Annotated in this window: 26 protein-coding genes; 21 read left to right on the plus strand and 5 right to left on the minus strand. The window is 67.8% G+C overall.

Annotated elements, in window-relative coordinates; all coding sequences use genetic code 11:
• Position 1 precedes the first annotated feature (1 nt).
• From prmC to CGUA_RS05590, 17 genes are all read left to right on the plus strand, one after another.
• Complete coding sequence (prmC, locus tag CGUA_RS05510) at positions 2 to 826, plus strand: peptide chain release factor N(5)-glutamine methyltransferase (protein WP_290198078.1); 825 nt, start codon at positions 2 to 4, stop codon at positions 824 to 826.
• A gap of 58 nt (positions 827 to 884) precedes the next feature.
• Positions 885 to 1,571, plus strand: coding sequence for an L-threonylcarbamoyladenylate synthase (locus tag CGUA_RS05515; RefSeq protein ID WP_290198079.1), 687 nt, complete (start codon positions 885 to 887; stop codon positions 1,569 to 1,571).
• On the plus strand, positions 1,572 to 2,723 hold the full coding sequence (locus CGUA_RS05520) for an MraY family glycosyltransferase (RefSeq protein ID WP_290198080.1): 1,152 nt from the start codon (positions 1,572 to 1,574) through the stop codon (positions 2,721 to 2,723).
• A gap of 34 nt (positions 2,724 to 2,757) precedes the next feature.
• Positions 2,758 to 3,231: a Cg1360 family ATP-synthase-associated protein gene (locus CGUA_RS05525; protein ID WP_290198081.1), complete on the plus strand. Its 474-nt coding sequence runs from the start codon at positions 2,758 to 2,760 to the stop codon at positions 3,229 to 3,231.
• Positions 3,232 to 3,729: 498 nt separating this feature from the next.
• A complete protein-coding gene (gene atpB / locus CGUA_RS05530) occupies positions 3,730 to 4,536 on the plus strand; it encodes a F0F1 ATP synthase subunit A (protein ID WP_290198082.1) in 807 nt (268 codons plus the stop codon).
• A 117-nt stretch (positions 4,537 to 4,653) separates the two neighbouring features.
• Positions 4,654 to 4,905 (plus strand): ATP synthase F0 subunit C, encoded by a 252-nt coding sequence (locus CGUA_RS05535; RefSeq protein WP_290198083.1) that lies wholly within the window; start codon positions 4,654 to 4,656, stop codon positions 4,903 to 4,905.
• A gap of 52 nt (positions 4,906 to 4,957) precedes the next feature.
• Positions 4,958 to 5,533, plus strand: coding sequence for a F0F1 ATP synthase subunit B (locus tag CGUA_RS05540; RefSeq protein ID WP_290198084.1), 576 nt, complete (start codon positions 4,958 to 4,960; stop codon positions 5,531 to 5,533).
• Between the two features lie 5 nt (positions 5,534 to 5,538).
• Positions 5,539 to 6,357, plus strand: coding sequence for a F0F1 ATP synthase subunit delta (locus tag CGUA_RS05545; RefSeq protein WP_290198085.1), 819 nt, complete (start codon positions 5,539 to 5,541; stop codon positions 6,355 to 6,357).
• A gap of 30 nt (positions 6,358 to 6,387) precedes the next feature.
• The gene (gene atpA, locus CGUA_RS05550) at positions 6,388 to 8,058 is read left to right on the plus strand and encodes a F0F1 ATP synthase subunit alpha (RefSeq protein ID WP_290198086.1); all 1,671 of its coding nucleotides are present in this window, start codon (positions 6,388 to 6,390) and stop codon (positions 8,056 to 8,058) included.
• Between the two features lie 67 nt (positions 8,059 to 8,125).
• Positions 8,126 to 9,100 (plus strand): F0F1 ATP synthase subunit gamma, encoded by a 975-nt coding sequence (locus CGUA_RS05555; RefSeq protein WP_290198087.1) that lies wholly within the window; start codon positions 8,126 to 8,128, stop codon positions 9,098 to 9,100.
• Between the two features lie 3 nt (positions 9,101 to 9,103).
• The gene (gene atpD / locus CGUA_RS05560) at positions 9,104 to 10,549 is read left to right on the plus strand and encodes a F0F1 ATP synthase subunit beta (protein ID WP_290198088.1); all 1,446 of its coding nucleotides are present in this window, start codon (positions 9,104 to 9,106) and stop codon (positions 10,547 to 10,549) included.
• Between the two features lie 13 nt (positions 10,550 to 10,562).
• Entirely contained in the window at positions 10,563 to 10,940 is a 378-nt protein-coding gene (locus tag CGUA_RS05565; RefSeq protein ID WP_290198089.1) for a F0F1 ATP synthase subunit epsilon, read from the plus strand.
• A 173-nt stretch (positions 10,941 to 11,113) separates the two neighbouring features.
• Complete coding sequence (locus CGUA_RS05570) at positions 11,114 to 11,575, plus strand: DUF2550 domain-containing protein (RefSeq protein ID WP_290198090.1); 462 nt, start codon at positions 11,114 to 11,116, stop codon at positions 11,573 to 11,575.
• 24 nt (positions 11,576 to 11,599) lie between these two features.
• Positions 11,600 to 12,292: an endonuclease NucS gene (gene nucS / locus CGUA_RS05575; RefSeq protein ID WP_290198091.1), complete on the plus strand. Its 693-nt coding sequence runs from the start codon at positions 11,600 to 11,602 to the stop codon at positions 12,290 to 12,292.
• Positions 12,293 to 12,577 (plus strand): Rv1322 family protein, encoded by a 285-nt coding sequence (locus tag CGUA_RS05580; RefSeq protein WP_290198092.1) that lies wholly within the window; start codon positions 12,293 to 12,295, stop codon positions 12,575 to 12,577. It abuts the gene before it with no gap.
• A 16-nt stretch (positions 12,578 to 12,593) separates the two neighbouring features.
• Complete coding sequence (locus CGUA_RS05585) at positions 12,594 to 12,902, plus strand: thiamine-binding protein (protein ID WP_290198093.1); 309 nt, start codon at positions 12,594 to 12,596, stop codon at positions 12,900 to 12,902.
• Between the two features lie 3 nt (positions 12,903 to 12,905).
• The gene (locus CGUA_RS05590) at positions 12,906 to 13,817 is read left to right on the plus strand and encodes a tetratricopeptide repeat protein (protein ID WP_290198094.1); all 912 of its coding nucleotides are present in this window, start codon (positions 12,906 to 12,908) and stop codon (positions 13,815 to 13,817) included.
• On the opposite strand, the gene CGUA_RS05595 is transcribed toward CGUA_RS05590, so the two are convergent.
• Positions 13,814 to 15,010, minus strand: a complete 1,197-nt coding sequence (locus tag CGUA_RS05595; protein WP_290198095.1) for a metallophosphoesterase family protein — start codon at positions 15,008 to 15,010, stop codon at positions 13,814 to 13,816. The two genes, CGUA_RS05590 and CGUA_RS05595, sit on opposite strands and share 4 nt — an antisense overlap.
• A gap of 198 nt (positions 15,011 to 15,208) precedes the next feature.
• Between CGUA_RS05595 and CGUA_RS05600 the strand changes: the two genes are divergently transcribed.
• Entirely contained in the window at positions 15,209 to 16,327 is a 1,119-nt protein-coding gene (locus tag CGUA_RS05600; protein ID WP_290198096.1) for an HNH endonuclease signature motif containing protein, read from the plus strand.
• Here CGUA_RS05600 and glgB read toward each other — a convergent pair.
• Both glgB and CGUA_RS05610 read right to left on the minus strand, forming a co-directional pair.
• The gene (gene glgB, locus CGUA_RS05605; RefSeq protein WP_290198097.1) at positions 16,324 to 18,528 is read right to left on the minus strand and encodes a 1,4-alpha-glucan branching protein GlgB; all 2,205 of its coding nucleotides are present in this window, start codon (positions 18,526 to 18,528) and stop codon (positions 16,324 to 16,326) included. The two genes, CGUA_RS05600 and glgB, sit on opposite strands and share 4 nt — an antisense overlap.
• A gap of 66 nt (positions 18,529 to 18,594) precedes the next feature.
• Positions 18,595 to 20,616: an alpha-1,4-glucan--maltose-1-phosphate maltosyltransferase gene (locus CGUA_RS05610; RefSeq protein WP_290198098.1), complete on the minus strand. Its 2,022-nt coding sequence runs from the start codon at positions 20,614 to 20,616 to the stop codon at positions 18,595 to 18,597.
• A gap of 122 nt (positions 20,617 to 20,738) precedes the next feature.
• Here CGUA_RS05610 and CGUA_RS05615 point away from each other — a divergent pair, with 122 nt between their 5' ends.
• The 3 genes from CGUA_RS05615 to CGUA_RS05625 are packed head-to-tail and all read left to right on the plus strand — an operon-like array spanning position 20,739 to position 23,604.
• The gene (locus CGUA_RS05615) at positions 20,739 to 21,605 is read left to right on the plus strand and encodes an ABC transporter ATP-binding protein (protein WP_290198099.1); all 867 of its coding nucleotides are present in this window, start codon (positions 20,739 to 20,741) and stop codon (positions 21,603 to 21,605) included.
• A gap of 39 nt (positions 21,606 to 21,644) precedes the next feature.
• Complete coding sequence (locus CGUA_RS05620; protein WP_290198100.1) at positions 21,645 to 22,508, plus strand: NUDIX hydrolase; 864 nt, start codon at positions 21,645 to 21,647, stop codon at positions 22,506 to 22,508.
• Positions 22,492 to 23,604 (plus strand): THUMP-like domain-containing protein, encoded by a 1,113-nt coding sequence (locus CGUA_RS05625; RefSeq protein ID WP_290198101.1) that lies wholly within the window; start codon positions 22,492 to 22,494, stop codon positions 23,602 to 23,604. Before CGUA_RS05620 ends, CGUA_RS05625 begins: the two co-directional genes overlap by 17 nt.
• Here the strand turns inward: CGUA_RS05625 and pflA are convergent.
• Together pflA and grcA2 are read right to left on the minus strand one after the other, a co-directional pair.
• Entirely contained in the window at positions 23,601 to 24,488 is an 888-nt protein-coding gene (gene pflA, locus CGUA_RS05630) for a pyruvate formate-lyase-activating protein (protein WP_290198102.1), read from the minus strand. The two genes, CGUA_RS05625 and pflA, sit on opposite strands and share 4 nt — an antisense overlap.
• A gap of 4 nt (positions 24,489 to 24,492) precedes the next feature.
• Positions 24,493 to 24,744, minus strand: coding sequence for an autonomous glycyl radical cofactor GrcA2 (gene grcA2 / locus CGUA_RS05635; protein WP_290198103.1), 252 nt, complete (start codon positions 24,742 to 24,744; stop codon positions 24,493 to 24,495).
• Between the last annotated feature and the right edge of the window lie 5 nt (positions 24,745 to 24,749).

Here is a 24,749-nt window from a genome sequence, read left to right on the forward strand (position 1 = left end):
CGTGAAGCTCGCCGAGATCATCGCGCTGCTTGCCGACGCCGGCGTGGCCTCCCCGGACTGGGACGCGCGCATGCTCGCCGCCCACGTCCTGGGCGTCGGCCACATGTCCGTGCGTCCCGGCACCGAGGTGCCCGGCGAGGTCCTCGCCCTAGCCCGGCGACGCGCCGCACGTGAACCGCTGCAGCACATCCTCGGCACCGCGCCCTTCGGGCCCCTCGATCTGGCCGTCGGCCCGGGGGTGTTCATCCCGCGCCCGGAAACCGAAGTCCTCGCGGACTGGGGGGCGCGGCAGGTGGCGTCGACAAGCTCACCGGTCGTCGTCGATCTCTGCGCCGGCAGCGGGGCCCTCGGGCTCTACGTCGCCACCCAGCGCCGAGACGCCGACGTCACCCTCGTCGAGAAATCCGCCGAGGCCCTGACCTGGCTGCGCCGCAACGTCGAGACCTTCGCGCCGCGGGCCTCCATCGTCCAGGCCGACGTCACCGACCCGGCGATCCTGCCGGAGCTGCACGGCCGGGTCGATCTGCTGCTGACCAACCCACCGTACGTCCCCGAGACCGGTGGCCTCGAGCCCGAGGTCTACGCTGATCCCCACGACGCCGTCTTCGCCGGCGCCGACGGCATGTCCGTCATCGACCGCATGACGTCCACCCTGGCGGCACTGCTCGCCGACGGCGGACTCCTCGGCGTCGAGCACGACGAGACCACCGCCGAGGCGGTGGCCGCCGTACTCGCCGGACACGGCGGCTTCGCCGAGATTGCGACGATGCCGGACCTGACGGGCCGGCCCCGCTTCACGACGGCCGTCCGCCGCGCCAGCGTCTAGAATCAAACAGCAATCAACAACGACCGGCCCCAGGACCGGGAAAGAGAGTGAGCGAGAAGTGAGCAAGATCTACGACTGCTCCACGGACACCGGACGGGCCCAGGGAATCCGAGCCGCCGCCGACGCCGCCAAGAGCGGCCGGCTGGTCGTCCTGCCGACCGACACCGTCTACGGCATCGGCTGCGACGCCTTCGACAACGACGCGGTCGCGCGCCTGCTGGCCACCAAGCGTCGCGGCCCCGACATGCCGGTTCCGGTCCTCATCGGCTCCTGGGACACCATCCAGGGCCTCGTGCTCGACTACACCGAGCAGGCCCGTACCCTCGTCGAGGCCTTCTGGCCGGGTGGGCTGTCCATCGTCGTCCCGCAGGCGCCCAGCCTGCCCTGGAACCTCGGCGACACCCGCGGCACCGTCATGCTGCGCATGCCGATGCACCCCATCGCCATCGAGCTGCTGCGCGAGGTCGGCCCGATGGCCGTCTCCTCCGCCAACATCTCCGGCAAGCCGGCGCCGGTCACCGCCGTGGAGGCGAAGCAGCAGCTCGGTGCCGCGGTCAACGTCTACCTCGACGGCGGGCAGGCCACCATCGGCACCCCGTCCACCATCGTCGACATCTCCGGCCACACCCCGCGCATCCTGCGCGAGGGCGCCGTCGCCACCGAACGCCTGGCCGAGGTGCTCGACATCGCCCCGGACATCCTGCTCAACCGGCCACCGGCAGAAGGCGGCGGGGGACAGGCCTAGGTGGACGGCGCGGGCGTACCGCTGCGCGAGCTGGGGCTGGTCCTGCTCGTCGCCGCCGCGCTGACCTACATCCTGACCGGCACCGTCCGCTCGATCGCAGTCCGGACCGGCAGAGTCGCCGAGATCCGCGCCCGCGACGTGCACACCCAGCCCACCCCGAACCTGGGCGGGCTCGCCATGTTCACCGGCTTCGTCGGCGCGGTCTTCCTCGCCTCCCAGCTGCCCGCGCTGACCCGCGGATTCATGCCGATCACCCCCGAGATGACCGCCGTGCTCTGGGGCGCCGCCGCGATCGTCGTCGTCGGCGTCATCGACGACATAGTCGAGCTTGACGCCTTGACCAAGCTTGCGGGGCAGCTCCTCGCCGCGGTCCTGATGAGCCTGCTCGGCCTGTCCTGGACGGTTTTCTACTGGCCGTTCGGCGACGGCACGACCATCGTGCTGGATCAGGTCCAGGGCGTGATCATCACGACCTTCTTCACTGTCCTGCTGATCAACGCCATCAACTTCGTCGACGGCATCGACGGACTCGCGGCGGGCCTCGGAATGATCGCCGGGGGAGCGATCCTCGTCTTCTCCCTGACCGTCCTCCACGACCAGGGCGGGGCGGTCTCGGCATACCCGCCGGCGATCATCGCCGCCGCCCTGGTCGGGATCTGCGCCGGCTTTCTTCCCCACAACTTCGAACCGGCCCGCATCTTCATGGGTGACTCCGGCTCGATGCTCATCGGCCTGCTGCTGGCCGCGGCCTCGACCTCCGCCTCCGGCAAGATCAATATGAGCCTCTACGGCACCGCCGACATCATCGCGCTGCTCAGCCCGATCATCGTCGTCATGGCCGCCGTCTTCGTCCCCGTCCTTGACCTCGTCCTCGCCGTGGTGCGACGCACCTCCCAGGGCCGGTCACCCTTCGCCGCCGACAAGCAGCACATCCACCACCGGCTGCTCGCTCTCGGGCATACGCACCGTCGTACAGTCCTCGTCCTTTACCTCTGGGTGTCGGTCGTCGCCTTCGGGGCGGTCAGCTACTCGATCGTCCCGGCCCGCATCGCCACCGTCGCCTGGATCCTGGCGGTGCTGATCGCGGGAGCGATCACGGCGGTCCCGGTGATGCGTCGGCGTCGGCTGGCCGTGCCCGCGCCCCACGGTTAAGCGCCGTCGACGGGCTTGGGTAGGCTGACACACCGTGACTACCCCTTCTGATTCCTCTTCACCAGCACCGGCGCCGTCGGGGCCGACGCCCTCGAAATACGACGACCACCGCCGCCCGCTCTTCACGGCGCTGCGCAACGGCGCCTATGCCCTGGGCGTCGTCGCGGTCGTGTCCGTGATCGCCTGGTCCTTCGCGGAAGGGTCGCCAGGATTCTGGGGGGCGCTCATCGGCGGCGGCTACGTGCTCCTCACCGCGGTCAGCGTCCTGGCCACCAGCGGACAGTCCATCGGCACGATCGGCGCGGTCGTGCTCGGCGGCTGGCTGGTCAAGGTCGTCCTCGTTCTCCTGATTCTCATGCTGCTGGACCCGCTGACCTTCTACCACCGGGGCGCCATGGTCATCACCCTGATCGTCGCGCTGGTGGTGTGCATCATCGCGGAAATGGTCGGCGTGCTGCGCACCCGGACCACCTACGTGACGCCGGTGTCCGGAAACACCGGGGAATAACCCCCGCCTTCAGCAAACGCACAGAAATTGCCCCGCCTGACCTGCAGATTAAGGGTCGGGGGAGCGCCGCTCTCAGTAAGCCACCCGTTCGGCACACCCCCGAACGGGTGGCTTCTTTTGGTGGGATTCAAGCGCCGGGAATCGGCCTGCCTGTGGTTGCGGTCACCCTGGTGGCGGCCGTTTCCCACGACGGTGCAGGTTAACCCGCCTTCGGGGCTGATGCCCGGGCCGGGAAACCCTCTCCAGGGGTGGTCCGGATCGCCACCGTGTAATCGCCCTGTTATCCTGTCCTTCGGGTCTGAAACGCTTGCGTATCCGCTGTGCCGGAAACGTGGTCGTTCTGGTCCGCAAGCTGTCACGATGACGTGCGACGGAGTCCGTGGCGGCTGAAGCTGAGTTTTATACGACGTCCATCGCACCATGCGGGTGCGGCCGGCCCCAGTGGCCGGAGGCAACCGCCTGGCTTGAACACGGGAGAGAACGCTGAACGTTTCTACTTTGGCATTCAAGGGCGAATTCCACGCCCCAGACCTGTACACAGAGTTTTTCCCCGGCCAGCTCGACCCGCAGCACCTCTGGTTCGCTGATTTCGCGGGTGGGGCGTTCGCGCTAGACCGTCTCATGCTCGTCCGTCTGCTGATGTGTGCCATCCTCGTGGTCTTCTTCCTCGTGGCGTTCCGCCGCAAGGATCTGGTCCCGACCGGCATCCAGAATTTCGGTGAGTCCCTCGTCGACTTTGTTCGTATCCACATTGCTGAGGACACCCTCGGTAAGAAGGAGGGGCGCCGCTTCCTCCCGATTATCGCGACGATCTTCTTCGCTGTGTTCATCACGAACATCTCCACCATCCTCCCGGGCCTGAACATTTCGGGCAACGCACGCATCGGCTTCCCGATGGTGCTCGCCCTCGTGGCCTGGGTCGTCATGATCTACGCCGGCTCGCGCCGCTACGGTTTCTTCAAGTACGTGAAGAGCTCCGTGGTGATCCCGGGCCTGCCGTCCTTCCTGCACATCCTGGTGGTGCCGATCGAGTTCTTCTCGACCTTCATTCTCCGTCCGTTCACGCTGACTCTTCGTCTCATGGCGAACATGCTGGCCGGACACATCATCCTTGTCCTGATGTTCACTGCAACGAACTTCTTCTTCTGGCAGCTCAACGGCTGGTCGCTGATCTCGATCTTCTCGATCTTCGGCGCCATCGCCTTCACCTTCTTCGAGCTGCTGGTTTCTGTTCTGCAGGCGTACATCTTTGCACTGCTGACGGCCGTTTACATTGAGATGAGTCTCAACGCGGCTGAACACTAATCGATCCCCGGTTCGCCGGGGGTGGAAAAACACCAAGAACTACACACAACTGTGTAAGTCCGGGACGACAACACGAACAACGCCCCGGACCACAATCCGAAAGGGAACGGAAACACAATGAACGACGTCATCCTCCTCGCTCAGGACACCGCTGCTGCCGCCGACATCAACGGCGGCCTGAAGGCAATCGGCTACGGCCTCGCAACCCTGGGCCCGGGCCTGGGCATCGGCATCCTCGTGGGCAAGGCCCTCGAGGGCATGGCTCGTCAGCCGGAGATGGCTGGCAAGATCCAGACCGCCATGTTCATCGGTATCGCCTTCGTCGAGGCCCTGGCCCTCATCGGCTTCGTGGCTGGCTTCGTCTACTAAGCATTTCGCTCGTAGACAACCACCCACCTAACCGAGAGAAAGCCAGGCACGTATGACTAACGCATACACCCTTCTCGCTGCGGCTGAGACGCTCCCGCTGGAAAACCAGCCGAGCGTTCTCTTCCCGCCGCTGTACGACATCGTCTGGTCGCTCATCCCCATCCTCATCGTCCTGTGGCTGTTCGGAAAGTACGTCATTCCGCGCTACATGGAGACGCTGAACGAGCGTGAGGACAAGATCAGTGGCGAGCTCGAGCGTGCCGCCGCTGAGCGCGACCAGGCTAACGCCCTGCGCGAAGAGTACAACCAGAAGCTGACCGAAGCTCGCACCGAGGCAGCCGAGATCCGCGAAGAGGCCCGCAACAAGGGCAAGCAGATCGAGGCCGAGGCCCGCGCTGCCGCCGAGGAAGAGTCCCGTCGCATCGTCGCCGCAGGCGAGAAGCAGCTGGAAGCCTCCCGCGAGAGCGTCATCACCGAGCTGCGTACCGAGATCGGACAGAACTCGATCACCCTCGCCGAGAAGCTTCTCGGCACGGAGCTGTCGGAGAACACCAAGCGTGCCTCCACGATCGACTCGTTCCTGACTGACCTCGACAACCTTGGCGCCTCCGCCAAGGCCGGAAAGTAGGCGAGATGCACGCAGCAAGCCGCAACGCACTGACCACGGGTACGGAGTTCGTCGACAAGCTCCTCTGGGAGTCCGTCGACAAGGTCTCCACCGCAGCACAGGTCGGAACCGAACTGTTCCTCGTCGTCGACCGACTGGATGAGGAGCGCGCTCTGCGCGTCAACCTCGCCGACGCGTCGCTGACGTCGGAGCAGCGCTCCGGAATCGCGCAGTCCGTCTTCGGCGGGAAGATCGCCCAGCCGAGCCTCGACGTGCTCACCCACGCCGCCGCTCAGAAGTGGTCCACCACCCGCGAGTTCCGTGACGGTCTGGTTCAGCTCGGCCGCCGTGCTCTCCTGCGCGGCGCCGAGCACCAGGGCCAGCTCGAGCAGGTCGAGGACGACCTGTACCGCCTGTCCCGCACCCTGATCCGTGAGCTCAAGCTGACGCAGCTCCTTGGCGACCAGACCGCTGAGGTCTCTGCACGACGTGGCCTGCTGGCAAACGTGCTGTACGGGAAGGCCAACATGTTCACCGAGGCGCTCGCGCTCCAGGTGATCGGCCGCCCGGAGAACAACCCGGTTGACGATGTCGCCGCACTCTCTTTCCAGGCAGCTGAGCTGCGCGGGAAGTCCGTGGCACGCGTCGAGACGGCGGTTGAGCTCACCGAGGGCCAGCAGGCGGCACTCGCCGAGAAGCTGGAACAGATTTACGGTCGTGAGATGTCCATTCACTCTGAGGTTGACCCCAGCCTCCTCGGTGGCATGACCATCCGCGTCGACGACGAGCGCATTGACGGCTCCACCCGAGGCAAGCTTGCCCGGATGCGTGCCGGTCTCAAGTAGGCGTGCGAGCGACCTTTGACAAATAATAATTTGCTGGAAGAAACAACCGAGAGCAGGAAGAACATGGCGGAGCTGACGATCTCCTCCGATGAGATCCGTAGCGCGATCGCGAACTACACCTCGAGCTACTCCGCGGAGGCCTCCCGTGAGGAGGTCGGCGTGGTCATTTCGGCAGCGGACGGTATCGCCCAGGTTTCGGGCCTCCCGTCTGCTATGGCCAATGAGCTGCTGGAATTCCCCGAGGGCGTCATCGGCGTCGCGCAGAACCTGGAGACCGACACCATCGGTGTCGTCATCCTGGGCAACTTTGAAAAGGTCACCGAAGGCCAGGAAGTCAAGCGAACGGGCGAGGTCCTCTCTGTCCCGGTCGGCGAGGACTTCCTCGGTCGTGTGATCAACCCCCTGGGCGAGCCGATCGACGGTCTCGGCCCCATTGCATCCACCGAAGAGCGCGCCCTCGAGCTGCAGGCCGCCGGCGTCCTCGACCGTCAGCCGGTCGAGGAGCCGATGGCCACCGGCATCAAGGCCATCGACGCGATGACCCCGATCGGCCGCGGCCAGCGTCAGCTGATCATCGGCGACCGTAAGACCGGTAAGACCTCGGTCGCCATCGACACCATCATCAACCAGCGCGCCAACTGGGAGTCGGGTGACGTCACCAAGCAGCTGCGCTGCATCTACGTCGCCATCGGCCAGAAGGGCTCCACCATCGCAGGCGTGCGTCGCACCCTCGAAGAGGCGGGCGCCCTGGAGTACACCACCATCGTGGCGGCTCCGGCCTCCGACTCCGCGGGCTTCAAGTGGCTGGCACCGTTCACCGGCGCCGCCCTGGGCCAGCACTGGATGTACCAGGGCAAGCACGTCCTGGTCATCTACGATGACCTGTCCAAGCAGGCCGAGGCCTACCGTGCCATCTCCCTGCTGCTGCGTCGTCCGCCGGGCCGCGAGGCTTACCCGGGTGACGTGTTCTACCTGCATTCCCGTCTGCTGGAGCGCGCCGCCAAGCTCAACGACGAGCTCGGCGCCGGCTCCCTGACCGCGCTGCCGATCATCGAGACCAAGGCGAACGACGTCGGAGCCTTCATTCCGACCAACGTCATCTCGATCACCGACGGTCAGGTCTTCCTGCAGTCCGACCTGTTCAACCAGGGCGTCCGCCCGGCCATCGACGTAGGCATCTCCGTCTCCCGTGTCGGTGGCGCCGCGCAGACCAAGGGCATGAAGAAGGTCGCCGGCTCGCTCCGTCTGGAGCTGGCCACCTACCGCGACCTCGAGGGCTTCGCAGCCTTCGCGTCCGACCTGGACCCCGTCTCCAAGGGCCAGCTCGAGCGCGGCCAGCGTCTCGTTCAGCTGCTCATCCAGGACGAGCACCAGCCGCAGTCCGTCGAGTACCAGATCGTCTCGATCTACCTCGCCGGCGCCGGCGCCTTCGACCCCGTTCCCGTCGAGGACGTTCGTCGCTACGAGGTCGAGCTGCACGAGCACCTGCAGGCAGCAGTCCCGCAGGTCTTCCAGCAGATCGACGGCGGCGCGGCTCTGTCCGACGAGTCCAAGGACGCCCTGCGCACGGCCAACGACCAGTTCGCTCGTACGTTCCGTACCGCTGACGGCTCCCCGCTGCAGCTCGACGGCGACGCCATCGACGACGCCCAGGTCAAGAAGACCGAGCTGACCGTCTCCCGTAAGACCGCGAAGAAGTAGAACGCAGCGACACTGCCGAACACTTTGAGCATCGTCACGAGAAACTAGAAGGGAGGACGAGTCAACAATGGCACAACTTCGTGAACTCAAGGACCGCATCAGGTCCGTGAATTCAACCAAGAAGATCACCAAGGCGCAGGAGCTCATCGCTACCTCACGCATCACCAAGGCACAGCAGCGTGTCGACGCGGCAACGCCGTACGCTGAGGAGCTGAAGCGGGTCATGGCGCGACTGGCTGGGGCAACCAGCCTGAACCACGTCATGCTCAACGAGCGTGAAAACGCCAGGGTCGCAGCCATCCTCGTGGTTACTTCCGACCGCGGCATGGCTGGTGGCTACAACAACAACGTTCTCAAGGCCGCAGCTGAGCTCGAAGCGAAGCTGGTTGAAGAGGGCAAGCAAGTCGTCCGCTACGTCACCGGTAAGAAGGGAATTGGCTACTACCAGTTCCGTGAAATGGACATCGACGGTGCCTGGACCGGGTTCTCCGAGAACCCGGGCTGGGAGGACACCCACGACGTCCGTCGCCAGATGGTGACCGGTTACGAGGCAGGTTCCGAGGGAACCGTCAAGTGGCGCCGGGGACTGAACGCGCCGGAGGGCCAGGAGGTCCACGGTTTCGATTCCGTCCACGTCGTCTACACGGCCTTCGAGTCCATGCTCGTCCAGAAGCCGACCGTCCAGCAGCTGCTGCCGGTCGAGACCGTCTACGAGGACCACGAGTTCGAGGTGGAGTCGCTCACGCAGATCGAGGGCGAGCCCACCGCAGACGTGGACTTCGAGCCGGACGCGGAAACGCTGATGGACCAGCTCATGCCGAAGTACGTCTCGCGTACGCTGTACTCGATTTACCTCGAGGCGGCCGCGTCCGAGCACGCGGCGCGACGCAACGCCATGAAGTCTGCGACGGACAACGCCACGGATCTGGTCCGCGACCTGACCCGTGTCGCCAACACCGCCCGCCAGGCACAGATTACCCAGGAAATCACCGAGATCATCGGCGGCGCTGGCGCGCTGTCCGATAGCGGAGAAAGTGACTAAACCATGACTACAGCTCTCAATGAGCAGAACGCGCAGGACACGGCAACCGCCGGTCGCGTCGTTCGCGTCATCGGTGCCGTCGTCGACGTGGAGTTCCCGCGCGGCGAACTTCCGGCACTGTACAACGCACTGAAGGTGGAGGTAACCCTCGAGGCGGTTGCCAAGACCATCACCCTCGAGGTGGCCCAGTTCCTGGGTGACAACCTCGTTCGTACCATCGCCATGGCCCCGACCGACGGTCTGGTTCGTGGCGCCGAGGTCATCGACTCCGGCGCCCCGATTTCCGTCCCGGTCGGCGACGTGGTCAAGGGCCACGTCTTCAACGCTCTGGGCGACTGCCTGGACGAGCCGGGCCTGGGCCGCGACGGCGAGCAGTGGGGCATCCACCGCGACCCGCCGCCGTTCTCCGAGCTGGAGGGCAAGACCGAGATCCTGCAGACCGGCATCAAGGTCATCGACCTGCTGACCCCGTACGTCAAGGGCGGCAAGATCGGCCTGTTCGGTGGCGCTGGCGTGGGCAAGACGGTTCTCATCCAGGAGATGATCACCCGTATCGCCAAGGAGTTCTCCGGTACCTCCGTCTTCGCAGGCGTCGGCGAGCGCACCCGTGAGGGCACCGACCTCTTCCTCGAGATGGAGGAGATGGGTGTTCTTCCGGACACCGCCCTCGTCTTCGGCCAGATGGATGAGCCGCCGGGAGTCCGTATGCGCGTGGCCCTGTCCGGCCTGACCATGGCGGAGTACTTCCGCGATGTCCAGGACCAGGACGTGCTGCTGTTCATCGACAACATCTTCCGTTTCACCCAGGCCGGTTCCGAGGTCTCCACGCTGCTGGGCCGTATGCCCTCCGCCGTGGGTTACCAGCCGACCCTGGCCGATGAGATGGGTGTTCTCCAGGAGCGCATCACCTCCACCAAGGGCCGCTCGATCACGTCCCTGCAGGCCGTGTACGTGCCGGCGGACGACTACACCGACCCGGCCCCGGCGACCACCTTCGCCCACCTGGACGCCACCACCGAGCTGGACCGCGCGATCGCGTCGAAGGGTATCTACCCGGCCGTGAACCCGCTGACCTCCACCTCCCGCATCCTGGAGCCGGGCATCGTCGGCGAGCGTCACTACGCCGTCGCCCAGCGCGTCATCAACGTTCTGCAGAAGAACAAGGAGCTGCAGGACATCATCGCCATCCTCGGTATGGATGAGCTCGGTGAAGAGGACAAGCTGGTCGTCATGCGCGCCCGTAAGATCCAGCAGTTCCTGGGCCAGAACTTCTTCGTCGCGAAGAAGTTCACGGGCCAGGAGGGTTCCTACGTTCCGCTCGAGGAGACCATCGAGGCCTTCGAGATGCTCGTCGAGGGCAAGTTCGACGAGTACCCGGAGGCAGCCTTCTCCGGCATCGGTGGCCTGGACGACGTCGAGGCCAACTACAAGCGCCTGACCGGCAAGTAGGGAGGACACGCACATGGCTGAATTCACCGTGGATCTGGTCTCCGTTGACCGTCTGCTGTGGTCCGGCGCGGCCACCATGGTCACCGCCGAGACCGTGGAGGGTGAGATCGGCGTGCTGCCCGGACACGAGCCGCTGCTCGGCCAGCTGGCCGACTACGGCGTCGTGACCATCACCCCGGCCGACGGCGAGAAGAAGATCGCCGCCGTCCAGGGCGGGTTCCTGTCCGTCGCCGTCGACAAGGTGACGGTCCTGGCCGACATCGCAGTCTGGGCCGATGAAGTGGATCGGGTTGAGGCGGAAGCCAACATCAACTCGGACTACTACCCGGACCGCGCGACTGCACGGGCCGGCCTCAAGGCCATCGCCCGCGCCGAGAAGACGTCGCTCTAGGTTCGCCCCGGCGACACGCTCCTTCAGCCGGGGCCTGCACCACGACAGAGGTGCGGGCCCCGGCTTTTGGCTTGTCGACGCACAAAAATCGGCATTGGAGTCCCCGGCATGTTAAAGGGTAGGATGACCCGATAACCTGATCAGCCTGGTTGCCCGACCTGATGGGAGAGCGCGTGGAGTTTTTGATGTGGGTCCTCATCGGGCTCGCGGCGGTCGCGGTGTGTCTGGCGGCGTGGCGCTTCCTCCGGATGCGGCCCGGGGGAACCCCCGTCGTCCTGCGTCAATTGCCCGCCCAGGGCGTCCACGGCTGGCGCCACGGGACCCTGCGCTACAACGGCGACGACCTCATGTACTACAAGCTGCGTTCCCTGGCGCCCTCGGCGGATTTCGTCTTCGAGCGCTCCTTCCTCGACTTCGGCGGCGCGCGCCGCGCCGACGCGGACGAGCAGGAGCTCTTCGCCGGGGAACTCATCATCGTCACGGCCACCTCCCGCCAGCGCTCCTTCGAGTTCGCCCTCGACCGCCACGGCGCCATGGCGCTGATCGCCTGGATTGAGTCGGCCCCGGATCGCCGTCAGGTCAAGGGCGACAACCTGGCCATCTGGGAGCGCGGCACCCGCTGGCGCAACCGCTGACGGCGACGGGTTAGGCTAGTGCGCATGCGTCTCGTCATTGCCCGTTGCTCGGTCGACTACGTCGGCCGCCTGGCCGCCCATCTGCCCATGGCCGATCGTCTGCTGCTGATCAAGGCCGACGGTTCCGTCTCGGTTCACGCGGACGACCGCGCCTACAAGCCCCTGAACTGGATGACGCCCCCGTGCACGCTCACCGAGACCCCGATCACCGACATCGACGGTGACGACACCGGCGAGGCCCTGTGGGTCGTCGAGAACAAGAAGGGCGAGCAGCTGCGCATCACCATCGCGCAGGTGCACCACGAGAAGTCCGTGGACCTCGGGGTGGATCCGGGCCTGGTGAAGGACGGCGTCGAGGCCCACCTGCAGGAGCTGCTCGCCGAGCACATCACCACCCTGGGGGAAGGCTACCGCCTGGTGCGCCGGGAGTACCCGACCGCCATCGGCCCGGTCGACCTCATGGCCCGCGACCCCGAGGGCCGGGCCGTCGCCGTGGAGGTCAAGCGCCGCGGCAACATCGACGGCGTCGAGCAGCTCACCCGTTACCTGGATCTGCTCAACCGTGACGAGCTCCTGGCGCCGGTGGCCGGCGTCTTCGCGGCGCAGGAGATCAAGCCGCAGGCGCGCACCCTGGCCGAGGACCGCGGCATCCGCTGCGTCGTCCTCGACTACGACGAGCTGCGCGGCGTCGAGTCCGACGAACTGCGGTTGTTCTAGATGGCGCGCCGCAACCGTCGCGCGCGCCCCGAGCCGCGCCCGCTGCCGGCGGACGGCTCCGGCTACTACGGCACCCGGGAGGTCGAGGGGCCGTCCTGGCATTTCGGCGAGCCCTACCTCATGCGCCATATCGGGGCGTCGGCGGCGAGGAAATTCTACGTGTGCCCGGGCTGCAACCAGAACATCCCGCCGGGGGTCGCCCACATCGTCGCCTGGCCCAAGGAGACGGGCGCCCGGGCCGACGACCGGCGCCACTGGCACCACCCGTGCTGGGAGCGTCGTTAACGACTAGCCTGGGGGCATGATCGTAGCTTTTTCCGTCGCCCCCACGGTGACCGAGACCCCGGACGCGGCGATGTCCGGGGCGGTCGCCGAGGCCGTCCGCGTCGTCCGCCAGTCCGGCCTTCCCCATGAGACCAACGCCATGTTCACCCTCGTGGAGGGGGAGTGGGACGAGGTCTTCGACGTCATCAAGCGGGCGACCGCCGCCGTCGAGGCCGTCTCGCCGCGGGTGTCGCTGGTGATCAAGGCGGACATCCGGCCCGGCCACACGGACATGATGACCGAGAAGGTCGCCAGCGTCGACAAGCGGCTGGCGGAGAAGGAGTAGGACATGACCAACCCCCGTTACGTCGCCGGCGCTTTCGACCTCGGCGCCCTTAAGGAGCAGGCCCAGGAGAAGTCCGAGGGCCTGCCCGCGTTCTTCACGGTGACGCAGGCGAATCTCGAGTCCGAGGTGCTGCGCCGCTCCCTGCAGGTCCCGGTCATCGTCGTGGTCGGCTCCGCGCAGGCCGAGGGCAACGCCGACATGAAGAAAGACTTCGCCGAGCTTGCCGACGCCGGCGCGTTGTCCTTCCTCGTCGGCTACGTCGACGCCGACGCCACCCCCGAGATCGCCCAGGCCCTCGGCATACGCGGTGTTCCCACGGTCCTGGCCGTCGCCGCCGGCCAGCCCGTCACCAGCTTCGAGGGCGTCCAGCCCCGCGCCGCCCTGGAGCAGTGGATCGGCCAGATCGTCCAGGCCGTCGGGCCGCAGCTCCCGGGCCTGCCGGAGGGCACCGTCCAGGCCGGCGCGACGGCCGATGAGGAGGAGCCCACCCCGGCCGAGGACCCCCGGCTGGAGCAGGCCACCGCCGCCCTCAACGCCGGCGACTTCGCCGCCGCCACCGCCGTCTACGACGAGATCATCGCGGAGAACCCACCCAACGTCGCCGAGATCCGGCAGGCGCGCGGCACCGTCGAACTCGTCCAGCGCCTCGACCCCGCCAACCGCACCACCGACGCGGTGGCGGAGGCGGAGGCCGACCCGGCCAGCGTCGACAAGCAGCTCGACGCCGCCGACGCCGAGATCGTCGCCGGGACCCCGGAGCGCGCCTTCCAGCGCCTCATCGACACCATGACGGCCCAGGCCGGGGAGGACAGGACCCGGGTCAGGAAGCGGCTGCTCGAGCTCTTCGCCCTCTTCGACAACGCCGACCCGCGGGTGCGCGAGGCGCGCACGAGGCTGGCCAGCGCGCTCTACTAGGCCGGCAACGTCACGTAGGCCGGGACCGGCTCCGGGGCGTCGATCGGCTGCGCCGCCGGGTTCATGTCGACGCCGTAATCCCGGGCGAAAACCAGCCGGGTGCCGGTGTAGATCTGCTCCGCGCCCTCGTCGAGGTCGAAGACGCGCGCGCCACGCAGCGTGTGCTGATCCCAGGTACCGTCGTTGAGCCCGTAGGTGCCGAAACCGGTGCCCGGGCCGTAACCCAGCTCGATACCGTAGTAATTGCCCATGAAGGTGTTGATGTGGTCGTGGCCGCAGTACATGCCCAGCACGTCACCGCGCTCGAAGGCCGCCGCGTAGATGCCGGAGTTGAATAGGCCCGTGTAGATGCCCTCGTTCTTCTCCCCGACGATGCCGTGACGCGCCACCGCCTCCGCATGGGTCGCCTCGTCGGAGGCGAACTGGCGGCCGAACCACATGTGGTGGTGCTCGAAGGTCGGGATGTGGAAGAACATCAGGCCCGGCACCTTGCGGCCATGGCGTCGCTCCTGCTCCACCGAGGTGTCGAGGTACCAGCGAACCTGGTCCGGACGAATCCAGTCGTAACCCATGTTGCCGTCGGTGGACTGGCCGGCCAGCTCGGCGGCCGGGGCGTAACGACCCGAATCCAACAGCCAGATGGCGAATCGGGCGTCGTCACCCGTGGAGGCGCGCACCGGCAGGTGCGTGTTGGCCGAACCCGTCAGTTCCCCGTCCGCGGCATTGCGGTTGAAACGGTACTGGCGGATGAACTCCACCAGCTTCTCCTCCGTGACGCCGGTGCCGTTGTCCAGGGAGTCCTCGTCGTGGTTGCCGAAGGTCAGCGCCCAGGGAATCGAGCGCGACTCCATCGGCAGGACGACGTTGTTGATCGCCTGGTACACCTGCTGCGCCGTCTGCGGCGAACCGTTGATGACGTCGCCGTTGATGAGCGCGAAATCCGGTTGCTCCTCGTCGAGGGTGCGGCCGATGAACTCGATCGTGCGGCGATCGGTGAGGTGGCCGTCCTGGGTGTCGTTGAACTGGACGATGCGAAACTTCCCGTCCCGGCCGAAGCTCAGCGGGGCACCGGAGTTCTTCTGCTGCGGGGCGCGGCCCGGCTGGGCGGCGGCGGTGCCGAGGCTGGCGCCGAGGGTGGTGGTGGCGGCGAGGGCGCCCCCGGTCGTCAGCAGGCGGCGGCGGGACAGGGTCATGGTCAACTCCTTGGTGGTACGAATACAACCCGCGCAGACTAACACCGTCCCCGGGTTCGCGCAGGGCGAGAGCACACCCGCCGACGCCGTGCAGGGCGAACCCGCCGGGAGCGAAAAATCTGTGGACGGGGCCGGGTTGTCCACAGTCGGCGCCCGGCCCGGGCACGCCCTGGCCCGGCGTCACCTACCGTGCGGGACATGAACGTTCTGGACGAGATCGCGGCCCTGCGCCGCCGGGGCCTGGACATCCTCCGCGCCGCCCACGGGCACGCCCCGCGCGACCTCGTCGACCGCGCCCGCCTCTCCCTCGCCGAGGCCCGCGCCCTCGTGCGCGCCGCCGAGGCCTATCTTGGGCCCACCCGCCACCCCCGGAAACAGCGCACCGTGGTCGCCGCAGCCGAACGCAACGCCCACTCCCTGCAAACGCTGACCATGATCAACGACCACGCCCGGCGCCTTCGCGACCCGGCTCAGGCATGGGCCCTGCGCGGCGAGCTCACGGCGATGTGCGCGCCCCACGACACCATCCGCGCCCACGCCGCGGCCCGGGTCCGCGAACTCACCGCGACCGAGCCCGCGGCGGGGGAGCCGGAACCACGACTGACCCGCCGCATCGACCACCAGGCCCGCACAATGTCCTTCTCCCTGCTGGTCGGCATGCGCACGGGCGCCACCCTGCAGGCCTCCCTGGAGGCCATGGCCGCGACGCTGCGGAAGGAGGCGTCGACGCGCCCTTTCAGCGCGGAGGAACTCGGCGCCGCCCACCTCGGCCTGCTCGCGGGCGAGGGCGGGCTGGCCGATCCCGTCTACACCCCGCTCATCGCCGTCGGCCTGCCCACGGGGGTCGAGGTCGTCGGCGAGAACGGCGACGACATCCTCCTCGGCGCCAGCGACGGATCCACCTTCACCGGCGAGGAGTTCATCAACGCCACGCTCAGCGAACACGGCTACGTCGGCCTCTATCACCCGGTCACCGGGGGAGTGAACCTCTACGAGGACCGCTTCGCCAACGCCAAACAACGCACCCTCGCCGAGGCCGAGAACCTCATCTGCCCCTGGCCCGGCTGCGGCCGACCCGCCGTCCAGTGCCAGGTCCACCACATCAGCGCCCACAAGAACGGCGGCCAGACCGCGATGGTCAACCTGACCATGGCCTGCCGGTACCACAACGGGGTCAACGACGACGACCCCGACGACGCCCGCCGCGGCAGGCTCGTCAGGGTCGACGGTCACGTCAGATGGCAGCCCCCGGGCGGCGGGCCCCCGCGGACCAACGACCACCCGGTGAACAGACTCGGTGCGCTACACCTGATCTAGCGCGCCGGGCGGTACCACTGCGCGCTCAGCGCCGGCAGCGTCAGCGTCAGGTTCGCCGGCTGGCCGTCCCATTCGCCGGCGACGGCAACCGGGGCGGCGGCGAGGTCGTTTCCGGCGCCCGCGTAGTCCTCGTCATCGGAGTTGAGCACCAGCTCCCATTCGCCGACGACGGGGACACCGAGGGTGTAATCCTCGTGGGTGGCGCCCGACAGGTTGATCACGGCGAGCACCGGCTCACCCGCCGCCGACCAGCGCAGGTAGGCGAGGACGCTGCGCTCGTGGTCGCCCCCCTTGACCCACTGGAAACCCTCCGGACCGTTGTCCTGCGAGTACAGCGCCGGCGTCTGCCGGTAGAGGCGGTTGGCGTCCTGGACCAGGCGCTGAATGCCCTGGTGGAACTCGGCGCCCCATCCCTCGAGGTTGGCCCAGTTGACGGAGTGCGCCTCGTCCCACTCGGTGGTCTGACCGAACTCCTGACCCATGAACAGCAGTTTCTTGCCGGGGTGGGAGAACATGTAGCTGTAGAGCGTGCGCAGGCCCGCGGCCTTGTTCCAGTCGTCGCCCGGCATGCGGCCCCACAGGGAGTTCTTGCCGTGGACGACCTCGTCGTGGCTGAAGGGCAGCACGAACTTCTCCGAGAAGGCGTAGATCATGGAGAAGGTGATCTCGTTGTGGTGGTAGGAGCGGTGCACCGGATCGAGCCTGAAGTACTCGAGGGTGTCGTTCATCCAGCCCATGTTCCACTTCAGGGAGAAACCGAGGCCGTTCTCCCGGGTCGGGGTGGTCACGCCCTGCCAGGAGGTGGACTCCTCGGCGATGGTCAGCACGCCCGGGTGGTTGTGGTGGACCGTCGCGTTGGTCTCCTGCAGGAACTGGACCGCCTCGAGGTGCTCGCGGCCGCCGAACTGGTTCGGGGCCCATTCGCCGTCCTTGCGGGAGTAGTCGAGGTAGAGCATCGAGGCCACCGCGTCGACGCGCAGGCCGTCGACGTGGAACTCCTCAATCCAGTACAGGGCGTTGGCGACGAGGAAGTTGCGGACCTCGTTGCGGCCGAAGTTGAAGACGTAGGTGCCCCAGTCCATCTGCTCGCCACGACGCCAGTCGGGGTGCTCGTAGAGCGCGGTGCCGTCGAAGCGCGCCAGCGCCCAGTCGTCCTTGGGGAAGTGGGCCGGCACCCAGTCGACGATCACGCCGATTCCCCTGGCGTGGAAGGCGTCGACAAGCGCGCGGAAGTCGTCCGGGTTGCCCCAGCGGGCGGTCGGGGCGTAGTAGCCCGACACCTGATAACCCCAGGAGCCGCCGAAGGGGTGCTCGGCCACCGGCATGAATTCGACGTGGGTGAAGCCCTGCTCCGCGACGTAGTCGACCAGTTCCTCGCGCAGCTCGCGATAACCCATGCCGAGCTTCCAGGACCCGGCGTGGACCTCGTAGACGCTCATCGGCTGGTCGGCGGCCTGGCGCTCGGCGCGCCGGGCGATCCACTCCTCGTCCTTCCACTGGTAGCGGGAGCAGTTGACCACCGAGACCGTCTCCGGCGGCGCCAGCGTCTGCTTGGCCAGCGGATCGGCGTGGTCCTTGCGGTGGCCGTGGGCGTCCATGACCGCGAACTTGTACTCGGTGCCCTCGCCGAAGCCGGGGATGAACAGCTCCCACACACCGGACGCGCCGAGCGAGCGCATCGGGTACTGGTTCGGGTTCCACGCGCAGAACTCGCCGATGACGGCGACGCCCTTGGCGTTAGGCGCCCAGACGGCGAAGGCCACGCCCTCCACCTCGCCCAGCGAGGTCTCGTAGGAGCGGATGTTCGCGCCGAGAGCCTCCCACAGACGCTCGTGGCGTCCCTCACCGATGAGGTGGAGGTCGAATTCGCTCAGCGTCGGCAGGAAGTGGTACGGGTCCGCGATGATCTTCGGGGGCATGCCCGGGTAGGTGACCTGGAGGCGGTAGTCCGGGGCGTGGTCGCCGCCCGGCACCGTGGCCACCCACACGTCGTCGCCCACGGCGGTCATCGGCGCGGACTCGTTGTGGATGAGCAACTCGACGTGCTCGGCCCCCAGCTGGCGGGTGCGGATGACCCCGTTCTCGCCGTCCGGCAGCGGGTGCCAGCCGTAGACGTCATGCGGAGCATGGTGCTGGCAGATGCGCAGACGATTCAGATCTTCATCGTCGATACGCAGAGCCGAGTTGATCGGTTGATTCATGTGGATGTCATCCTCCTGGCGAATGGGGCAAATCTCTTTCACAAACGTACCGGAGTTTCAGCACATTTACGGGCGATAGTCCTTGAGCTCACGGTAGGCGAGCGCTTCCCGACGCTCCTCCGGCACCGTCGGCAGCACGAAGATGTGGGCCACGTCCAGCTGGGGGTTGAGCCGCACGAAGTTCTTCTCGGACCACTGGTAGGAGGCGCCGGTGACCTGATCGGTGACGGTGTAGGACTCCGCCTCGGGCAGGCCCAGCACGTCGTAGTCGACGTGGACGGTGGCCTCCTGGACGTTGCGGGGGTCCAGGTTGACGACGACGAAGACCGCGTTGCCGGTGATCGGGTCGGTCTTGGAGTAGGCGATGACATGCTCGTTGTCGACCTCGTGGAAGCGTAGGGTGCGCAGCTGCTGCAGCGCCGGCTGCTCGCCGCGGATCCAGTTCAGTTTCGCCAGGTAGGGCTCCAGCGAGTCGCCGGCGGCCAGCGCGGCCTCGAAATCGCGCGGGCGCAGCTCGTACTTCTCGGAGTCCAGGTACTCCTCGCTGCCCGGCTTGACCGGCACGTGCTCGTAGAGCTCGTAGCCGGAGTAGACGCCCCACAGCGGGGACAGGGTCGCGGCCAGGGCGGCGCGGATGGCGAACATCGCCCGGCCGCCGGTCTGCAGGGACTCGTGCAGGATGTCCGGGGTGTTGACGAAGAGATTCGGGCGCATGATGTCGGCGTTGTCGACGCAGTCGGTCATGAACTCGGTGAGCTCCTCCTTCGTCGTCTTCCAGGTGAAGTAGGAGTAGGACTGGCTGAAGCCGAGCTTGGCCAGCCCGTACTGGCGCGCCGGGCGGGTGAAGGCCTCGGCCAGGAAGATGACCTCCGGGTGGTCGCGGTGGACCTCGGCGATGAGCCACTCCCAGAAGTTGGCCGGCTTGGTGTGCGGGTTGTCCACGCGGAAGGTGCTCACCCCGTTCTCGACCCAGAACGTCACCACGCGCAGGACCTCCGCGTAGATCTCCTCCGGGGCGTTGTCGAAGTTGATGGGGTAGATGTCCTGGTACTTCTTCGGGGGGTTCTCGGCGTAGGCGATGGTGCCGTCGGCGAGCACGGTGAAGAAGGGCCGTCCCTCGGTCGCCCACGGGTGATCCGGTGCGGCCTGCAGGGCCAGGTCGAGGGCGACCTCGATGCCCAGCTCCTCGGCGCGGGCGACCATCGCCCGGAAGTCGTCCATGGTGCCCAGCGCCGGGTGGACGGCGTCGTGGCCGCCCTCCTTCGAGCCGATCGCCCAGGGGGAACCGACGTCGTGGGGTTCCGGGGTCAGCGTGTTGTTGCGGCCCTTGCGGTTGATCTCCCCGATCGGGTGGATCGGCGGGAAGTAGACGGTGTCGAAGCCCATGCGCTTGACGCGGTCCAGGGCGGCGGCGGTGGTGGCGAAGGTGCCGTGGACCGGGTTGCCCTCGGCGTCCCGGCCGCCGGTGGAGCGCGGGAAGAACTCGTACCAGTTGGAGAACAGCGCCTTGGTGCGCTCGACCTTGACCTCGCAGATCGGGCCGTGGGTGAGCAGCTCGCGCAGCGGGTAGGCCGCGAGCACGGCGGTGGCGTCGTCGCCGAGGCCGGTGGCGACGCGCCCGGTGAGGGGCAGCGACCGGTCGCGCAGGTCGGCGGCGGCGCGGCGCAGGATCCCGGCCTCGGCCTCGGGGGTCTGCGCGGCGGCGCGGTCGAAGAGTTCCGCGCCGTGGGCGAGGTCGTTGGCCAGTTCGGCCTCGGACTGGCCGGCGGCGAGCTTCTTGGTCACGGCGTTGCGCCAGGTGGCGAAGACGTCGGACCAGGCGTCGACGCGGAAGGCCCAGGTGCCGACGCGGTCGGGGACGAACACGGCGTGGACGGCGTCCTGGTTGAATTTCTCCGGCGTCATGGTGGTCGCGGTCGGCGTCGTCGAGTCCGGGGCGGTGACGTTGAGGGTCGCGGCCACGGCGTCATGGCCCTCCCGCCACACGAGGGCGGAGACGGGGACGACTTCACCGACCACGGCCTTGGCCGGGTGCTGGCGTCCGGAGATCTGGGGGCGGACATCGTCGATACCGAGGCGACCGGTCATGGGTTTATCCCTCACTTCTTCGCAGATTCTTCTCCCCACCAGCGCCATCGCCGCGGGGGATTACCCCTTCGACAGTAGCCAAGTTGTGTCACTTCCACCGGGGGAGGAGAAGATGGGCCACAATGGGGGACGTGACTGACAACGCAGCTGATTACACCACCGATCTTGACGTCGTCGCGGACCCGGATCTCCTCCTGGATCTGCGCAACGTGTCCCTCCTCCGGGACGGCAGGGCGCTTCTCGACGACATCACCTGGCAGGTCGCCCTCGGCGAGCGCTGGGTGATTCTCGGCCCCAACGGTGCGGGCAAGACCACCCTGATCCGCATCGCGGGCGCGGAGGAGCACCCGACCTCGGGCAGGGCCTACGTGCTGGGCGAGCGCATCGGGCGGACCGCGCTGCGCGACCTGCGCACGATGATCGGCGTGTCCTCGGCTGCCCTGGGCGGGCGCATCCCCCCGACCGAGAAGGTGGGGGACCTGGTGATCTCCGCCGGCTACGCCGTGCTGGGCCGCTGGATCGAGGAGTACGACGAGATCGACCGTGAGCAGGCCGTGATGACGCTGGAGCAGGTCGGCGCGATGCACCTGGTCGACCGTACCTGGGGCACCCTCTCGGAAGGCGAGCGCAAGCGCGTCCTGCTGGCCCGCGCGATCATGGTCAACCCGGAGCTGCTCATCCTCGACGAGCCGACCGCGGGCATGGACCTGGGCGGGCGCGAGGATCTGGTGACCTACCTGTCGGCCCTGGCCCTGGATGAGGACGCCCCGGCGACGGTGATGATCACCCACCACGTCGAGGAGATCCCGGAGGGCTTCACCCACGCCATGCTGCTCGATGAGGGCGTCGCCGTCGCCCAGGGCCCGATCGACGAGGTGCTGACCTCAGAGAACCTGTCGAGGACCTTCCACCAGCCGATTGAGCTGGATCGGATCGGCGGCCGCTACTTCGCCCGCCGGGTGCGCGTCGGAGGTACCCATCGCGCTTAGCTGACGGGCCACGCAGGGCACGGAGGGAGGTGAGGTCTCGTGTCACGGGTTCATGGCGCCATTTCCAACGATGACGCCGACCGCATCGATCCCACTGAGACGACCGGGTACAACGGTGGCCGGATGGCCGCCTCGGTCATTTTGCTGCGCGACGGGGTCCACGGGCTGGAGGTGTGGGTGCAGGAGCGCGTCCATACGATGCGCAACTACGCGGGGATGACGGTGTTTCCGGGCGGGGGCGTCGACAAGCGGGATTTCCCGCCCCGCTCCTGGGACTCGGGGAACCTCTGGGAGGGCCCCTCGGTGGTCTCGGTCGCCCGCAAGCTGGGGGTGACGAAGTACAAGGCGCACGCGCTGGTCTTCGCCGCGGTGCGCGAGCTCTTCGAGGAGACCGGCACGCTGCTGGCGGTGCACGCGGACGGGACGGAGATCTCGGACGCGGGCCCCTATCACGAGGCGCGCAAGGCGCTGGTCTCCCATGAGCTGTCGTTGACGGAGGTCCTGCTGGAGCACGACCTCAAGGTGCGCTCGGATCTGGTGATGCCCTGGGCGCGCTGGGTGGGGCAGTCGGAGTCGGGGACCTGGTTCGACAACTACTCCTTCCTGGCGGTCGCGCCGGAGGGGCAGCAGCCCGACGGCGACACCACCGAGGCCGACGACGCCAACTGGTTCAGCCCGCGCCTGCTCATCGAGGGCTGGCGCAACGGTCTGGTGCGGATGGTCATTCCGAACTGGGCGCAGCTCAAGGAACTCAAGCAGTTCGACACCGTGGCCGCGGCGGTGGCGGCGGCCCGCTACGCGGTGATCAAGCCGGTCGTCGGCGATCCCACCGAGGACCCCCGCTACCATGAGTTCTTCACCTCGACCCCGGAAGACAGGATCGGCCATGGCCCTCGACGTTGACGAGGTCACGTACTTCAGCGTCCACGACATCGACGTCGACTTCGGGCTCACCAGGAAGAGCATGCTTGACGACGCCCGCCGCGCCCGCGCCGCCTACGGCGACTACGGCCGCGCCGCCCTGGAGATCGCCACCGCCCGGGCCTCGGGCAAATTCCCGGTGCACTGGCTCGCCGACACCGACTCCGCCCAGCAGGCCACCCCGCACGCCGTCGCCGTCGAACGCGCGCGCCGACTCGCCGACGCCGGCGTGGACCTGGTCCACGACGTCACCTGCTCCATCGGCACCGAGGGTGAAGCGTTCCGCTTCACGGACATCGGGTACCTGGGATCCGACCTGGACCCGGCCCGCCTGCTCATGGCGCGGCACAACCTGGGCCCGGGGGCATGGTTGGCGCGGGCGGACGCGTTGGCGTCGATAAGCAGGCGCGGGGTGATCCTCGCCGACCCCGCCCGCCGGGCCGGCGGGCGCCGCATCACCGACCCCGCCAAACTCATCCCGCCGTTGCCGGACCTCCTTGATGCATACCCGGGCCGCGAGATGGCCGTGAAATGCGCGCCCGGCCTCGACTTCTCCGGGTGGGAGGGGCTGGTCAGCGTTACCTCGGTCGACGGCGCCGTCAAGGAGGCGTGCCTGTACACCCCGGGGCTGGGCACCGGCCGCGAGGCGGTCGTCATCGGCGCGGGCGTGGACCGCATCACCTCCGCGATGCCCGACGACGTCGGGGCGGGGGAGCCGGGCACCTTCCTCATCGACCCGGACGGGGCCATCGTGCGCGCCGGGCTGGTGCGCCACTGGGCGTACCGGGAGCATCTGTGGATGCTTGACGAGCACATCGCCTACCTCACCGGCGACCGCATCCCGGCCGGCTGCTCCGGTTTCGAGATCCTCGAGCAGGTTCCGCTGAAGAAGCTCCGGGCCGCGCTGACGCCCTACGACGCCGGTTCCCTGGAGATCCTCGTGCGCGGCGTCGACGTCGACCCCGACGCCCTGCGCAAGAAGCTCAAGCTGAAGGGAACCCGCCCGATGGCGGTGGTGTGCACACGCATCGGACGGGCGGGCGTCGCGCTGATCTGCGGGCCACGCCAGTGGGCCTAACCGTGGAAGGTCCGCAGGCCCCGGGCCTCGAAGGCCGCCACGGTCCGCTCCACAGACTCGCGGCTCGGTGGGCGGGTGTCGCGTAGCCGGTAGTCCAGCCCCAGGGCGTCCCACTTGTCGACCGCCATGTTGTGGAAGGGCAGCACCTCCACCCGCTCGACGTTGTCCTTCCACCGGGCGGCGATGTCGGCGACGGCGGCGACGTTCTCCTCCCCGTCCGTGAGTCCCGGCACCAGCACGAAGCGCACCCACACCTTCGTGCCCAGCGCCGCCAGGCGGTCGCCGAAATCGACGGTCGGCCGCAGGCTCTGCCCGGTGACCCGGCGGTAGGTCTCCTCGTCGCCGGCCTTGACGTCGAGCAGCACCAGGTCGATGTCGGCGAGGTCGGCGTCGGACAGCCGCGCTCCGAGAAAGCCCGAGGTGTCCAGGCAGGTGTGCACGCCCATGGCGTGCGCCTCGCGGAACAGGCGGGTGGCGAAGGCCGGCTGGAACAGCGCTTCCCCGCCCGAGAGCGTGAGCCCGCCTCCCGAGGCCCGGAAGACCGGGCGCATCCGGCGGATGCGGGCCACCAGGTCGTCGGCGCGTTCCAGGGTGCCCTCCTTCATCTCGAAGGTGTCCGGGTTATGGCAGTACAGGCAGCGCAACGGGCAGCCCGCCAGGAAGAAGGTCAGGCGGGTGCCCGGGCCGTCGACGGCGGTGACCGTCTCCCAGGAATGCACCAGCCCCACCTCGCCGGTGCGCCGGGCCTCGAGCAGCTGGCCGCGGGTGAGCTCGTCGAGGCAGGCGACCTCCTCCTCCCCGAAACCGAGCCCCGCGGCGGTGCCCCGCACGCGCCCCCCGTCGGCGGGACTGAGCGCTACTGAACCGGTGACGCCGTCGGACATGGCCCTACGCCCTGTGGTGGAAGGTGCGGTCGAGGACGTCGAGCTGCTGCTCCTCGGTGAGCTTCACGAAGTTCACCGCGTAGCCCGACACCCGCACCGTCAGGTTCGGGTACTTCTCCGGGTGCTTCATCGCGTCGCGCAGGGTCGATTCCTCCAGCACGTTGATGTTGGCGTGGAAGAGACCGGCCTCCTGGTTGTTGGTGGCGCGGTTGGCCTTCATGGAGGCGAGACGCTCGGCAAAGGTCGGGGTGGTCATGGTGG

It is taken from the genome of Corynebacterium guangdongense (assembly GCF_030408915.1).
GTDB classification, from domain to species: Bacteria; Actinomycetota; Actinomycetes; order Mycobacteriales; family Mycobacteriaceae; genus Corynebacterium; species Corynebacterium guangdongense.